The organism is Ferrimonas futtsuensis DSM 18154, from assembly GCF_000422645.1.
Taxonomy (GTDB): Bacteria; Pseudomonadota; Gammaproteobacteria; order Enterobacterales; family Shewanellaceae; genus Ferrimonas; species Ferrimonas futtsuensis.
In genome coordinates, this window is record NZ_AUGL01000008.1 from 146,924 (window position 1) to 159,981 (window position 13,058).

Annotated in this window: 13 protein-coding genes and 2 tRNA genes; 12 read left to right on the top strand and 3 right to left on the bottom strand. The window is 58.9% G+C overall.

Features of this window, described 5'->3' with window-relative positions:
• The first annotated feature begins 248 nt into the window (after window positions 1–248).
• Together G505_RS20785 and G505_RS0106900 are read left to right on the top strand one after the other, a co-directional pair.
• On the top strand, window positions 249–656 hold the full coding sequence (locus tag G505_RS20785) for a hypothetical protein (protein ID WP_051215946.1): 408 nt from the start codon (window positions 249–251) through the stop codon (window positions 654–656).
• A gap of 10 nt (window positions 657–666) precedes the next feature.
• The gene (locus G505_RS0106900; protein ID WP_028108909.1) at window positions 667–1,176 is read left to right on the top strand and encodes a GNAT family N-acetyltransferase; all 510 of its coding nucleotides are present in this window, start codon (window positions 667–669) and stop codon (window positions 1,174–1,176) included.
• 47 nt (window positions 1,177–1,223) lie between these two features.
• Here G505_RS0106900 and msrA read toward each other — a convergent pair whose 3' ends face one another.
• Entirely contained in the window at window positions 1,224–1,706 is a 483-nt protein-coding gene (gene msrA, locus G505_RS0106905) for a peptide-methionine (S)-S-oxide reductase MsrA (RefSeq protein WP_028108910.1), read from the bottom strand.
• Window positions 1,707–1,838: 132 nt separating this feature from the next.
• Between msrA and astE the strand changes: the two genes are divergently transcribed.
• The 5 genes from astE (at window position 1,839) to nadA (ending at window position 8,087) form a co-directional block, all read left to right on the top strand.
• Window positions 1,839–2,885 carry a succinylglutamate desuccinylase gene (gene astE / locus G505_RS0106910; protein WP_051215947.1) on the top strand — a complete coding sequence of 349 codons (1,047 nt, stop codon included), beginning with the start codon at window positions 1,839–1,841 and terminating at the stop codon, window positions 2,883–2,885.
• Between the two features lie 200 nt (window positions 2,886–3,085).
• On the top strand, window positions 3,086–4,261 hold the full coding sequence (locus tag G505_RS0106915) for a thiamine pyrophosphate-dependent dehydrogenase E1 component subunit alpha (RefSeq protein ID WP_051215948.1): 1,176 nt from the start codon (window positions 3,086–3,088) through the stop codon (window positions 4,259–4,261).
• Window positions 4,262–4,264: 3 nt separating this feature from the next.
• The gene (locus G505_RS0106920) at window positions 4,265–5,242 is read left to right on the top strand and encodes an alpha-ketoacid dehydrogenase subunit beta (RefSeq protein ID WP_028108913.1); all 978 of its coding nucleotides are present in this window, start codon (window positions 4,265–4,267) and stop codon (window positions 5,240–5,242) included.
• A gap of 11 nt (window positions 5,243–5,253) precedes the next feature.
• On the top strand, window positions 5,254–6,831 hold the full coding sequence (locus tag G505_RS0106925; RefSeq protein ID WP_028108914.1) for a dihydrolipoyllysine-residue acetyltransferase: 1,578 nt from the start codon (window positions 5,254–5,256) through the stop codon (window positions 6,829–6,831).
• A 191-nt stretch (window positions 6,832–7,022) separates the two neighbouring features.
• Window positions 7,023–8,087: a quinolinate synthase NadA gene (nadA, locus tag G505_RS0106930; protein ID WP_028108915.1), complete on the top strand. Its 1,065-nt coding sequence runs from the start codon at window positions 7,023–7,025 to the stop codon at window positions 8,085–8,087.
• A 60-nt stretch (window positions 8,088–8,147) separates the two neighbouring features.
• Here the strand turns inward: nadA and G505_RS23450 are convergent, their stop codons facing one another.
• A complete protein-coding gene (locus G505_RS23450) occupies window positions 8,148–8,702 on the bottom strand; it encodes a type II secretion system protein (protein WP_051215949.1) in 555 nt (184 codons plus the stop codon).
• 143 nt (window positions 8,703–8,845) lie between these two features.
• Here G505_RS23450 and G505_RS0106940 point away from each other — a divergent pair, with 143 nt between their 5' ends.
• The 5 genes from G505_RS0106940 to bamJ all read left to right on the top strand — a co-directional run bounded on the left by G505_RS0106940 (window position 8,846) and on the right by bamJ (window position 11,880).
• Complete coding sequence (locus G505_RS0106940) at window positions 8,846–9,625, top strand: CHAD domain-containing protein (protein ID WP_028108916.1); 780 nt, start codon at window positions 8,846–8,848, stop codon at window positions 9,623–9,625.
• A gap of 217 nt (window positions 9,626–9,842) precedes the next feature.
• Window positions 9,843–9,930: transfer RNA gene (locus G505_RS0106945), tRNA-Ser, on the top strand.
• Window positions 9,931–9,974: 44 nt separating this feature from the next.
• Window positions 9,975–10,062 (top strand) — tRNA-Ser (locus tag G505_RS0106950).
• Between the two features lie 582 nt (window positions 10,063–10,644).
• Window positions 10,645–11,349 (top strand): methyltransferase domain-containing protein, encoded by a 705-nt coding sequence (locus tag G505_RS0106955; protein WP_051215950.1) that lies wholly within the window; start codon window positions 10,645–10,647, stop codon window positions 11,347–11,349.
• 81 nt (window positions 11,350–11,430) lie between these two features.
• Window positions 11,431–11,880: a BamJ family beta-barrel-assembly machinery protein gene (gene bamJ, locus G505_RS0106960; protein ID WP_084643902.1), complete on the top strand. Its 450-nt coding sequence runs from the start codon at window positions 11,431–11,433 to the stop codon at window positions 11,878–11,880.
• A 166-nt stretch (window positions 11,881–12,046) separates the two neighbouring features.
• On the opposite strand, the gene G505_RS0106965 is transcribed toward bamJ, so the two are convergent.
• The gene (locus tag G505_RS0106965) at window positions 12,047–13,024 is read right to left on the bottom strand and encodes a helix-turn-helix transcriptional regulator (protein ID WP_028108919.1); all 978 of its coding nucleotides are present in this window, start codon (window positions 13,022–13,024) and stop codon (window positions 12,047–12,049) included.
• Window positions 13,025–13,058 lie beyond the last annotated feature (34 nt).

A 13,058-nucleotide genomic window follows, 5' to 3' on the forward strand; every position in this document is an offset into this window, starting at 1 on the left:
TGAGTTGTGGCCCCAGGGTTAGGCAAAACAGCCAAGGAGCGGTAAGGTCAGTGGGTTCCAGGAGTGGTGTAGTGGTGATGAGTGCCATCGCCACCGGGAAGATCCTCCCCCAATATGGCTGAAACCATCACCATGTGGGGGCTAGGTGAACTGGCATTGAGGGGCGGTGCCCGGGAGGTGGAGAGCCACCTTGGAGGGCGCATCTATCTCAAAATAAGCCGTTTTGATGATGTAAGGGAGGAGGGGCGATGACCGCACAGACACCGGATTTTATGTATCTTGATGGTGAGTTTCATGCCCTCGATGATTGGCCATCCCTGCCAGCGCTTGGCCAGGGCGTAGCCCCGCGTGCCGACGCCGAGTGGGAGGAGGTGGATAAAGCCCTGCTGTCCTCCTGTTGCTGGCGTGAATACCTGGGCACCTGGTCCATTGACGACGGCCGGCTGTATCTGAAAGAGATCAGGGGTAAGTACCGGCTCACCGATGGCCCGCTGTTTGCCCAATGGTTCAGCGGTGAGCTGACTCTGCCCCAGGGAGAGTTGCTCGATTGTAAGCCGGAGCTGGATTTTAAGCTGGTCTATGAACGGGCCCGGGTTCTGGAGATAGAGCAGGGCAGGGTAGTGGCAGATCGTATCGAAGCCCCGGAGCAGAACTAAGGAGAAAGCCTTGACCGAACTGAGTCTCAGGTTGTTGACGGCAGAGGATGAGCAGTGGCTCTATGAGCTGGAGCGTGATCCAGAGGTGATGCGCTTTACCGACCGCGGCCCGCAGACGCTGGCGCAGATTCAGGCGCAGATGCCCAGCTTGCTGGCGGGTTACGACGACCCCGAGGGGCTGAAGCTGTGGGTGGTGGAACACCCCATTCTCGGCAGCATCGGCACCGCCGCCTTCTATCGGGGGGAGAGCACCCACTACGAGGTGGGCTACAAGCTGGCCCGACGGTATTGGGGCCAGGGATTGGGCAGTGCCTCGATGGCGGCGCTGATGCTCTGGGTGGCGGAGCACCACCCCGATGCGCCTCTGGTGGCGGAAGCCTTCGAGCAGAATGTCGCCTCTGCCCGGATCCTGGAGAAATTTGGCTTTAAGTGCACCCGGCGCCATTTCAACGAGGCGAGGCAGCTGTGGGATCTCACCTTTGAGCGCCCCCCCATTGCGGTGCTTCCCCTGACCCTCTAGTGCCCAGCGTCGACGCCGAAAACAGCGGCTTGGTCGAGAGCCGGGCCTCAGTACAGGGCGATGTGGCAGCTGGGCAGGTCGTGCTTGTCGAAATAACCCTGGTGGTACTCTTCGGCGCGGAAGAAGGTGGTGACCGGCTCGATGGCGGTGACTATGGTCTTCTCCTTCCAATACCCCTCTGCCTGTTGATGCGCCTTGGAGGCCTCGGCGATGTCGCGCTGGGTATCATCGTGGAAGAACACCACGCTGCGGTACTGACTGCCGTGATCCTCACCCTGCTGATTCAGCGTGGTGGGGTTGTGGAACTGCCAGAAGGTGTCCAGCAGCTGCCGATAGCTGATTTGTGCTTCATCGAACTCCACCTGCACCACCTCGGCGTGGCCGGTTTCGCCGGTTTTTACCTGCTCATAGCTGGGGGTGTCCTGCTCGCCGCCCATATAGCCACACACCGCCGAGGTCACGCCATCGAGCTCTTTGAAGAACTGCTCTACACCCCAAAAACATCCTGCACCGAAGGTGGCAATGGCCATACTGTGACTCCTTAATCTGGATTTCTAGACGGCTAAACGTCCAAATGTCCGTAAACTGTATCAGCTCCATGACAGATTGCAACCCCGAATCTTAATCGTCCGGGGTGCCGCTTTGCGGCTTCTGAGGCTACAATGGCCAGCACAAGAAAAAAGCAATTGGAGTGCGACGTGTTATTTGAACACCAGGATCTTTTGGCGCTGACCTTGGCCCATCCCCACCCCCGCAAGCAACCGCAAAGCCGCACCCTGGCCGACGGCACCCTGCTGACCCTCATCGATACCGGCATCCTGGCCATCGAACCGGCTGAGCCCGGCGACAGCGATATCGTGCTCTCCTGCGCTGTCCACGGCAATGAGACCGCCCCCATAGAGCTGGTGAATGAGCTGGTGAATGCCATCATTGATGGCAGCCTCATCTGTCGCCAGCGGCTGCTGGTGCAACTGGGCAATACCCAGGCGATGGTCAATGGCACCCGGGGCGTGGCAGAGAACATGAACCGGCTGTTCAGTGGCGCCCACGCCGAGGGGGAGCCCAACGATGAGAAGCGCCGGGCGGCCCTGCTGGAGCAGACGGTCAGAGAGTTTTTCAAGGAGCCGGGACGCAAGCGGTTCCACTACGATCTGCATACCGCCATCCGCGATTCCCAGCGGGAGAAGTTTGCGGTCTACCCCTACCGCCCGGGCCGCCCCTGGAGCATCGAGCAGATCCGCTTCCTGGCCGGGTGCGGCGTGCAGACCATACTGCTGTCCCACAACCCCACCACCACCTACAGCTATTTCTCCTCCAACGAGTTTGGCGCCGATGCCTTCACCGTGGAACTGGGCAAGGTGTTCCCCTTCGGCCAGAACGACATGAGCCGTTTCGCCTCCTGCAAGGCGCAGCTGGCCAGGTTGATTGCCGCCGAGGCGCTGGATTATCCGCCCCTGTCGAAGAGTGTGGTGTTTGATGTCTGCCAGGTGGTGAACAAGCACCATGAAGATTTTCAGTTCACCTTCGCCGATGATCAGGCCAACTTTACCGAGTTCGCCCCGGGGCATCTGCTGGCCAACGATGGCGAGCTGGAGGTGAGGGTCGGGGAGGTGGCGGAGTCGATCATCTTCCCCAACGCCAATGTGGCCATCGGTCAGCGGGCGCTGTTGACTGTGGTGCCCACAGAGATAGACGAACGATTTGAGTAGATTTAGAGTGCTTGGTGAGAAGTCACTGTAAATATTGCGATACAGCTGACAAAGTGTGATCGCGATCATGGATGGCTCCCACCTTGAGCACCCTATGGGCAGGCAGTAACCTTAGCCCAAACATAACAAGGCCAAACCCAGGTTTGGTGATAATAAACGGCCAGGGATGCTGGCCTCAGACACAAGACGGAAGCGAAATAATGAGCCTCGAACCTCAACATCAGGTGCACAAGGCGGTCATGACCTCGGGTCACGCTTTGAAGATCCCTGAACTGAAGATCTTGCAGTCCGACGGAACCCCTTACCCCGGCGCCACCCTGCCTGACATCGATCAGGAACTGGCGCTCAAAATCTATGACACTGCGGTGTTTACCCGGGTACTGGACGAGCGGATGTTGGCCGCCCAGCGTCAGGGCCGCATCAGTTTCTACATGACCTGTATCGGCGAGGAAGCCGCCGTGGTGGGCAGTGCCGCGGCCCTGGGTCAGGATGACATGATCATGGCCCAGTACCGTGAGCAGGCGGCCCTGCGCTATCGTGGGTTCACCACCGAGCAGTTTATGAACCAGATGTTCTCCAACGTGAAGGATCTGGGTAAGGGCCGTCAGATGCCGATCCACTACGGTAGCAACGAGCTCAACTACATGACGGTCTCCTCGCCTCTGGGCACTCAGATCCCCCAGGCCGCAGGCTACGCCTATGGTCAGAAGCGGGCGGGCAAAGAGGCGGTGACCCTGTGCTACTTCGGTGAAGGCGCCGCCTCCGAAGGCGACTTCCACGCTGGCCTGAACATGGCGGCGGTACTCAACTGCCCGGCGATCTTCTTCTGCCGCAACAACGGCTACGCCATCTCCACCCCCACCTCTGAGCAGTTTGCCGGTGACGGCATCGCCCCTCGTGGTGTGGGCTATGGCATCAACACCATCCGGGTGGACGGCAACGACATGCTGGCGGTGCTGGCCGCCACACAGCAGGCCCGCGCCATCGCCGTGGCGGAGAACAAGCCGGTGCTGATCGAAGCGATGAGCTACCGTCTGGGGGCGCACTCCAGCTCCGATGATCCTTCCGGCTATCGCTCCCGAGAGGAGGAGGCCAAGTGGCGCGAGCACGACCCGGTGCTGCGCTTCAAGCTGTGGCTGCTGGCCCAGGGCTGGTGGAGTGAGCAGCAGGATGAGGCCCTCTACGACCAGTACCGCAAGGAGGTGCTGGCGGCGGTGAAGGTGGCGGAAACCCTGCCCAAGCCTGCCTACGACACCCTGGTGACTGACGTGTACGACATCGTACCCGAGCACCTGGAGAAACAACTGCAAGAGACCCGGGATCACATGGCTCGTTACCCCGACCACTACCCCGCAGACAGTGGCAAGGAGGCGTAACCCATGGCCCAGATGAACCTGTTACAAGCGATCAACAGCGCCATGGACATCGCCATGGCCACCGACGACTCCGCCGTGGTGTTTGGTGAGGACGTCGGCCACTTCGGCGGTGTGTTCCGTGCCACCTCCAAGCTGCAGGAGAAGTACGGCAAGGAGCGCTGTTTCAACACCCCGCTCACCGAGCAGGGGATCATCGGCTTTGCCAACGGTCTGGCTGCCCAGGGCAGCACCGCCATTGCCGAGATCCAGTTTGCCGACTACATCTTCCCGGCGTTCGACCAGTTGGTGAACGAGTCCGCCAAGTTCCGTTACCGCTCCGGCAACGAGTTTGACGTCGGCCGCCTGACCGTGCGCACCCCCTATGGCGGTGGCATCGCCGGCGGTCACTACCACTCCCAGTCCCCCGAGGCCTACTTTACCCACACCCCAGGGCTGAAAATTGTGGTGCCGCGCAACCCCTATGAAGCCAAGGGTTTGCTGCTGGCCTCCATCCGCGATGACAACCCTGTGGTGTTCTTCGAGCCCAAGCGCCTCTACCGCGCCTCCGTGGGTGAGGTGCCCGAGGGCGAATACACCATCAGCCTGTCCAAGGCCCAGGTGGTGCAGAATGGCAGCGACATCACCCTGCTGGGCTGGGGTGCCCAGATGGAGCTGATTGAGAAGGCCGCCAAGATGGCTGCCGACATCGGCATCAGCTGCGAGATCATTGACCTGCGTACCCTGCTGCCCTGGGACGTGGACACCGTGGCCAAGTCGGTGTGCAAAACCGGCCGCCTGCTGGTGAGCCACGAGGCGCCCATCACCGGTGGTTTTGCCGGCGAGATCGCCGCCACCATTCAGCAGGAGTGCTTCCTGCACCTGGAGTCCCCCATCGCCCGGGTGTGTGGCATGGACACTCCATACCCACTGGCGCTGGAACAGGCGCATATGGCGGATCATCTGAAGATCTTTGAAGCCATCAAGGCCAGCGTAGAGTTTTAAGGGAGCGCAGCATGATTAAGGAATTTATCCTGCCGGACATCGGCGAAGGCGTCGTCGAGTGTGAGGTGATGGATTGGCTGGTGGCCGAAGGCGACGAGATCAAAGAGGATCAGGTGGTCGCCGAGGTGATGACCGACAAGGCTTTGGTGGAGATCCCGGCGCCCTATGATGGCAAGGTGGTCAAACTGCACTACAAGAAGGGCCAGGTGGCCAAGGTGCATGAGCCGCTGTTCTCGGTGGAACTCAACGGGGCCAGCGCCGACGTGGCCGCCCCGTCAGCCCCCGCCAAGGCGCCACAGCCAGAGGCCCCTGTGGCCCAGTCCGCTGCCGCCCCCCAGGGCGAGCAGGTGGAGGAGTTTATCCTGCCGGACATCGGTGAGGGGATTGTCGAGTGTGAGGTGGCCGAATGGCTGGTGAGCGAAGGGGATGAGGTGGTCGAGGACCAGCCCATCTGTGATGTGATGACCGATAAGGCCCTGGTGCAGATCCCGGCGGTGAAGAGTGGCACCATCCACAAGCTTCACTACCAGAAGGGGGAGATTGCCAAGGTGCATGAGCCGCTGTTCTCCCTGACCGTGAGCGGCGCGGATCAGGCCGAGCCCGCCAAGGCGGCGCCGGCCCCTGCCCAAGCTGCGGCGGCAGAGGCGCCCGAACCGGTGAACCGCCAGATAGCTGCCGACAGCGGCGCCGTAACCCAGGGCAAGGCCCTGGCCAGTCCGGCGGTGCGGCGCATGGCCCGGACCCTGAATGTGGATATTGCCGAGGTGCCCGGCAGTGGCAAGAACGGCCGGGTCTACAAGGAGGATATCCAGGCCTTTGTGGACGGCCCGAGCCAGCCAATTGCCGCTTCACAGCCGATGGCACAGGTAGCAGCGCCAGCTTCTCAAGACCGGGTGGAACCCATCCGCGGCATCAAGGCTGCCATGGCCAAGCAGATGACCGCCTCGGTACAGACCATTCCCCACTTCACCTATTGTGAAGAGCTGGATCTGACCGAGCTGGTGACTCTGCGCGCCTCCCTCAAGCAGCGCTACGCCGATAAGGGAATCAAGCTGACCCTGATGCCCTTTATCATCAAGGCGATGTCTGTGGCGGCCAAGGAGTACCCTGTGCTCAACGCCCAGGTGAACGACGACTGCAGTGAGCTCACCTACAAGGGTGACCACAACATCGGCATGGCGGTGGACGGCAAGATGGGCCTCATCGTGCCCAACGTCAAGAGGGTGCAGGAGAAGTCGATCATCGAAGTGGCCCAGGAGGTGACCCGACTCACCACTGCTGCCCGTGATGGCCGGGTCTCTCCGGAAGACCTGCGTGACGGCACTTTGTCGGTGTCCAATATCGGCGCCCTGGGCGGTACCGTGGCCACCCCCATCATCAACAAGCCTGAAGTGGCCATCGTCGCTCTGGGTAAGCTGCAAACCCTGCCCAGGTTCAATGAGCAGGGTGAGGTGGAAGCCCGCACCATCATGCAGGTGAGCTGGTCCGGCGACCACAGGGTGATTGACGGCGGTACCATCGCCCGATTCTGCAACCTGTGGAAGTCACTGCTGGAGAATCCGGCGGAGATGATGCTCCACCTCAGCTGATGAATCCCACTGTGGCGGGCCCAGTCGGGCCCGCCAATATCCGGCTTATGCCTTTCTGAACGTTTCCCACCCTTTTGCTGCACCAAAGTTAAGACAGTTTTGACCTTCTTAATCGATTTTGTGACTTAGCACGGCGGTTCTAATTAGGTATAATGGCGTCAGACCCAAATTAGAGGCTGTTGTAAAGAATCATGATGGAAGTCCCTCAACTGGACGATATGCACTATCCCTTCCCGCCCAAGCCAGCCAAGCTGAGCGACGAGGAGAAGAAGCAGTATCGTGAGCGCATCAAGACCCTGCTGAAGCAGAAAGACGCCGTTCTGGTGGCGCACTACTACACCGATCCCGAGATCCAGGCCCTGGCCGAGGAAACCGGCGGCTGTGTGGCTGACTCCCTGGAGATGGCCCGCTTCGGCAACGAACACCCGGCCAAGACTCTGGTGGTGGCCGGTGTGCGCTTTATGGGGGAGACCGCCAAGATTCTCACTCCGGAGAAGCGGGTGCTGATGCCGACTCTTGAGGCCACCTGTTCCCTGGATATTGGCTGTCCCGCCGATAAGTTTGGTGAATTCTGCGACCAGCACCCGGACCATGCCGTGGTGGTGTACGCCAACACCTCGGCGGCGGTGAAGGCGCGTGCCGATTGGGTGGTGACCTCCTCCATCGCCCTGGAGATCGTTGAACACCTGGACAGTGAAGAGAAGAAGATCATCTGGGGGCCGGATCGTCATCTGGGCGGTTACATCGCCAAGCAGACCGGTGCCGAGATGATTATGTGGCAGGGGCACTGTGTGGTGCACGATGAGTTCAAGTACCGAGCCCTGGTGGATCTGAAGAAGCAGCATCCTGAAGCGGCTGTGCTGGTGCATCCCGAGTCGCCCGATTTTATCGTTGAGATTGCCGACGCGGTGGGCTCCACCAGTCAGCTGATCAAGGCCAGCCAGGAGCTGCCCAATCAGACCTTCATCGTGGCCACCGACCGCGGCATCTTCTACAAGATGCAGCAACTCTCCCCGGAGAAGACCTTCCTCGAGGCCCCCACCGGCGGTGACGGCGCCACCTGTCGCAGCTGTGCCCACTGCCCCTGGATGGCGATGAACGGCCTGCAGGCCATCGAACGCTGCCTGAACACCGACGACCTGACGGACCACGAGGTGTTTGTGGATGAGTCCCTGGCCGAGAAGGCGATGATTCCGCTGAACCGGATGCTGGATTTTGCCGCCGACCTGAGAATGCAGGTTAAGGGCAACGCCTGACGGACAGAGGGTTAGAAAAAGCGGGGCCAATGGCCCCGTTTTTTTATGAGTAAGTGCGGGTTAGAAGCGGGTGGTGATCTCACCGGTCAGGCCGTTATAGCTGAGCCTGGGGCTGGCCAGACCCTCACCGGAAGCGACATAGTAGAGTTCACACTGGTGAACGCCGGCGTAGTGGATCACCAGGGTGTGGTAGTTGGCCGCTTCCTGGTAGCTGGCCTCGTTTTGGGGCAGGGCGCTGATGTTGTGATCGGGCACCGGCTCGAGCAGCCCCTCTACCGTTTGCAGGCAATCGGTAAAATCACTGATTCGCCCATCTCCCAGGCCGGCTTCAGGATAGCAGCTGCCCAGGGTGCTGGAGCGCACACCCAACTCGGGAAAATCCAGCCCACCTCCGACTCCCAGGGCCCCCTGGCCGATGATATCTCCCCCCCTGGCCATGCACAGCCCATGAAACTGCCCCACCGCCGAACTGAAGGCGCCAAAGATGGCCCGGGCCTGGGCCTGGTGGGCATCGTCACTCAGGGAGATGAAGCGCGGCAAGGCCACGGCCGCAAGCAGCGCCAGCAGAATCATGACGACCACAATCTCTATCAGGGTGAAGCCGCGTTGTGGCAAAGGGATGCTCCGGTATTCGTCGGAAATCACGAGAATAGGGGGATTGGCTGTCCGGGTAAAGCCCGGTCGCCTCAGACAGCCATAAGACACCGACTGGGATTCAGAGTCTAGACTGTTTGGTGTTTGATATCTGGAGATCTCCTATGGGAACCCGCCTGATCACCGAGTTGCAGCCAAGGTTGGCGTCACTGTATCGGCATGCCCTGGAGCAGGGAATGGCGATGGATTGCCATGGGGACATCGAGCCGTTGCACCGATATCGCGTGGCCCTGCGAAAGCTGCGTTGCCTGCTGAAACTCTATCGTCCCTACCTGCCCCAAGAGGCGGTACAGGCCCTGCTGGTCAGTACCGGGCAGCAGGCGCGCATCAGCAACCGGATGCGGGATTTGGATGTGTTTGCCGACTCACTGGGAGAGGCGCACCCCCTGGCTGCCCTGGTAAGGCAGTGGCGGGAGGAAACTTTCACACAGTTGTACCTGGCGTTGGGGCAACTTAAGCGGGAGAGGCAGCTGTGCTTGGTCTGCCTGTCACTTCCCTGGGGTAAGGGTGAAGAGGCTTTCGAGGAGGTCACCGGTAAGTTGGAGCGGAAACTTACCCGTAAGGCGGAAAAGGATCTGCACAGGGCAAGAGAGAGTGGTACCGCCGAGGACTGGCACCGATTGAGGTTGAGGATAAAGGCTCAGCGTTACCTGAAGGAGGTGTGTTTGCCCCACAAACCCTGGAAGCGGGAGAAAGCGCTCCAGGATGCGCTGGGTGAGTTCAACGACAGCTGCAGCCAAATAGGGTTTCTTGAGTCCAGGCTGGATGAGGTGGATGAGGGAGTGAGGCCGCAGATGAAGACTCTGCTTGGGGAAACGCGCAAGCGAATGGCGCAGCAATTGGCACAGCTAAACCAGCAGAGCTGGCAGGCTGAACAAAATTAGAGCATTCAACAGGAAATCTGTAAAAAGGGTTTGCAATCCCCAGCCTGTCTCCCTAATATACGCATCCGCAGCAACGATGAAGCATCGCTGTTCGCAACAAATTGGTTAGGTGTCCGAGTGGCTGCAGCAGCGCAGCATAACCACGCCCCAGGCGGGGTTCTCAGCCATCAAACCACCGAGTTAGATTTAAGCTCGTAAAACAACAAATCAAAAATATGGTTAGGTGTCCGAGTGGCTGAAGGAGCACGCCTGGAAAGTGTGTATACGGCAACGTATCGAGAGTTCGAATCTCTCCCTAACCGCCATATAAGAGAGAAGGCTCAATCGAAAGATTGAGCCTTTTTTCGATGGTTAGGTGTCCGAGTGGCTGAAGGAGCACGCCTGGAAAGTGTGTATACGGCAACGTATCGAGAGTTCGAATCTCTCCCTAACCGCCATATAAGAGAGAAGGCTCAATCGAAAGATTGAGCCTTTTTTCGTTGGTTAGGTGTCCGAGTGGCTGCCCTCCGCGAAGCGGAAAAAATGCACGCCTATGCGTGCGCAGCCCAGGAGTCGGTCTGTTGATACATCTCTATAGACACTTGGCTCGGTAAAGCCACAAATTACTATGGGCTGCCATGCATACCTGGAAAGTGTGTATACGGCAACGTATCGAGAGTTCGAATCTCTCCCTAACCGCCATACAAAGAAAAAGCCCCTGCACGAAGTGCAGGGGTTTTTTCTTTATGCGCGTTACGGGAGGACTTGGTTTGGGCTCTCCAGTTCGCAACGGAGCGAAGCATGAGCGGAGTAACGCCGAAGGCGATCATCTCTCCCTAGTTCGGCCCCGCGATAGTGGTTTGAAAAGCTGCCTTTGAATTCTTCGCTAAGGCAGCGTCGTTGATTCGAGCCGCCCCGGCGATCATCTCCCCTTAACTCGGTTCTCTTGTCCCCCTTTCGCTATCTCTCCCCAACGCTGCTCTCTAATTGCGACTATCCTTGAAGGTTATTGCCTGAGGTTGCGCCCCTAAGGAGCCGCCGTGCCCCTAACCAGAACCTTGGCCAGGCGTCTGGTCAACTATCAGGACAGCCGTTGCCTGGGGGCCAGGTTGAGGCGTGCCAGGCTTGAGCCTCTGCTGGGAATGATTCAGCGCCTGTCGGCCAAGGGGGAGCCGGTGAGGCTGTTGGATATCGGCGGCACCGAGCAGTACTGGCGCATCGTACCTGAGTCTTTTCTGTCAGAGCATCGGGTGGAGATCACCATTGCCAACCCCGCTCCTCACAAGAGAGACACCGGCCGTGGCCATTTCCGCCAGCTTAAAGCCGATGGTTGCAACCTGAGCCTGTGCGACGACCACAGTTTTCATCTGGTGCACTCCAATTCGGTGATTGAGCATGTGGGCGACTGGCAGCGGATGAGGCGTTTTGCGGCTGAGATAGCCCGCGTCGGTCAGGGTTACTTCGTCCAGACACCCCATTACTGGTTCCCTATAGAGCCTCACTGCATGACGCCCTGTTTTCACTGGCTGCCCCGTCCCTGGCAACTGGCCCTGGTTCAGCGTTTTGCCCTGGGGAACTGGAAGCAGGCGACAAACCTGGATGCAGCCATCGCCACAGTCGACAGTGCCAGGTTGTTGAACACCCCCATGATGGCGGCGCTGTTTCCCGATGGAGAGCTGCACTATGAGCGAATAGCCGGGTGGCCCAAGTCGATTCTCGCTCTTCGTCAGCCACCATTGTCTTGAGCCCGGGTCACTGCCCCTGCTACCATGAAATCTGTTTAGATATCGAGAGGATAAACAGTGTCCAAGTACATAATTATCGCCATGGTAGTGCTGTTGGTCGGCTACTTCTTCTATAAGAGCTCCGCCAATGGCAAGGTGGCCCAGGAGAACGCCCGCATTGGCGATGAGTTTCTTGAGGAGAACGCCAAGCGCGATGGGGTGATCACCACAGAAAGCGGCCTGCAGATGCTGGTGCTGCAGCCTGGCGCCGGCGCGGTGCACCCAACTGCCAAGGACAAGGTGAAGGTTCACTACCACGGTTCTCTGCTGGATGGCACGGTGTTTGACAGCTCAGTGGATCGCGGCGAGCCCATCGAGTTCAAGCTGAACCAGGTGATCCCTGGCTGGACCGAGGGCGTGCAGCGCATGGTAGAGGGTGAGAAGACCCGCCTGTTTATTCCTGCCCGCCTGGCCTATGGTAATCGCGGTGTGGGCAAGATCCCGCCAGGCTCTTTGCTGATCTTCGAAGTGGAGCTGCTGGCCATCAACTAAGGCCAAAGTCTCCATCAAAAAGGCGCCCCTGAACCTGAGTTCGGGGGCGTTTTGTTCCAGGGCTCCCAAGTTGGCAGGACCGCCTGCCTTCTCGGTTTCGAAGGCGTGACTGGGCCTTACCCCCTGCTGCCGGTACCGGTTGTGTCAGCCGGTGAATCAGGCTGCTTTAGACGGGGCTGAAGAGGTGATTTTCGCCTAGCGGCTTGCCTCCCGGGTTCATCCACCACTCCTTGTACTCCTTAAATGTCATGCCGCTGGCGTGTACGAACCTCTTTGTGACAGAGCTTTGGCTGCGTATTCCGAATTCGTGCATCACCGCCTTCACATTCCAGTTGTGCCGAACAACAGCCTGCTGCATCCTGGAAAAAATCGCCGCATTAACCATCTTAAGAGGGGTTTCTCCCTGTTGTCGCAACACTATTTCCAGATGCCGACGTGAGCAACCCAGCATCAGGGACAACTGCTCTACATTGAGGCATTCGAAGGGCAGGGAGTTCAGTGCTGCCTGAACCTGCCTGATTATGCCAATGCGCTTACCCAGGCAACCTGCGCCGGGCAGAGCCCTACTGCCGTCAGGGCCGTTGATAGTGAATTCGAAGGCATCGCCGTCAAATTCCGCGTGTTGCAGGCAGGGCTTGTCTCCTCCATAAAACCTCCCTCCAAGTGGCAGCTTCAGTGTCATTGAACTTGGTTTCAGCCCGGCATAACGCATCATCAACTGCAGGAAGATGATCATGTTCAAGTCACTGTATTTACCCACCAGGTCCTTCCTTGCATGGGTGTGGGAGAGCTTCAGGGATGTGCCGTCGCAGGCAATGGATAGGTTGGGGTTGGCAATGGTTGAAGAGTAAACCAATAAGTATCGACACATTGAGGAGAGGGCAAGGTTATCTTGACCGACAATATTGGGTAACACGGGGTGGGTTGAGGAGGCCATTCTGTGGAGGTGGTTCGTAAAAAACTTATCGTTGCCCGTTTCCTCCTCCATGACTTGAAATATTCTGTTTGCGGTGAGTTTACCTATTGGCTCTAAGTCATGCAGTTGCAGAATATGATTATAAGGTTTAAGCCTGGATACCCCTATCTCTCTGCCCGATTTCAACAGTGATTTTACGGAGATGGCTGGAGAGATTTCGTATTGCATTAGGCATCCATGGAGCATAAGCCGGAATATATCA

Excerpts from the sequence above, each read along its gene's own strand:
- astE (WP_051215947.1), top strand. The coding sequence starts at position 1,839 with ATGGCCAGCACAAGAAAAAAGCAATTGGAGTGCGACGTGTTATTTGAA.
- G505_RS0106940 (WP_028108916.1), top strand. The coding sequence starts at position 8,846 with ATGGGAACCCGCCTGATCACCGAGTTGCAGCCAAGGTTGGCGTCACTG.
- G505_RS0106965 (WP_028108919.1), bottom strand. The coding sequence starts at position 13,024 with ATGCAATACGAAATCTCTCCAGCCATCTCCGTAAAATCACTGTTGAAA.
- nadA (WP_028108915.1), top strand. The coding sequence starts at position 7,023 with ATGATGGAAGTCCCTCAACTGGACGATATGCACTATCCCTTCCCGCCC.
- msrA (WP_028108910.1), bottom strand. The coding sequence starts at position 1,706 with ATGGCCATTGCCACCTTCGGTGCAGGATGTTTTTGGGGTGTAGAGCAG.
- G505_RS0106920 (WP_028108913.1), top strand. The coding sequence starts at position 4,265 with ATGGCCCAGATGAACCTGTTACAAGCGATCAACAGCGCCATGGACATC.
- G505_RS0106925 (WP_028108914.1), top strand. The coding sequence starts at position 5,254 with ATGATTAAGGAATTTATCCTGCCGGACATCGGCGAAGGCGTCGTCGAG.
- G505_RS20785 (WP_051215946.1), top strand. The coding sequence starts at position 249 with ATGACCGCACAGACACCGGATTTTATGTATCTTGATGGTGAGTTTCAT.
- bamJ (WP_084643902.1), top strand. The coding sequence starts at position 11,431 with ATGGTAGTGCTGTTGGTCGGCTACTTCTTCTATAAGAGCTCCGCCAAT.
- G505_RS0106915 (WP_051215948.1), top strand. The coding sequence starts at position 3,086 with ATGAGCCTCGAACCTCAACATCAGGTGCACAAGGCGGTCATGACCTCG.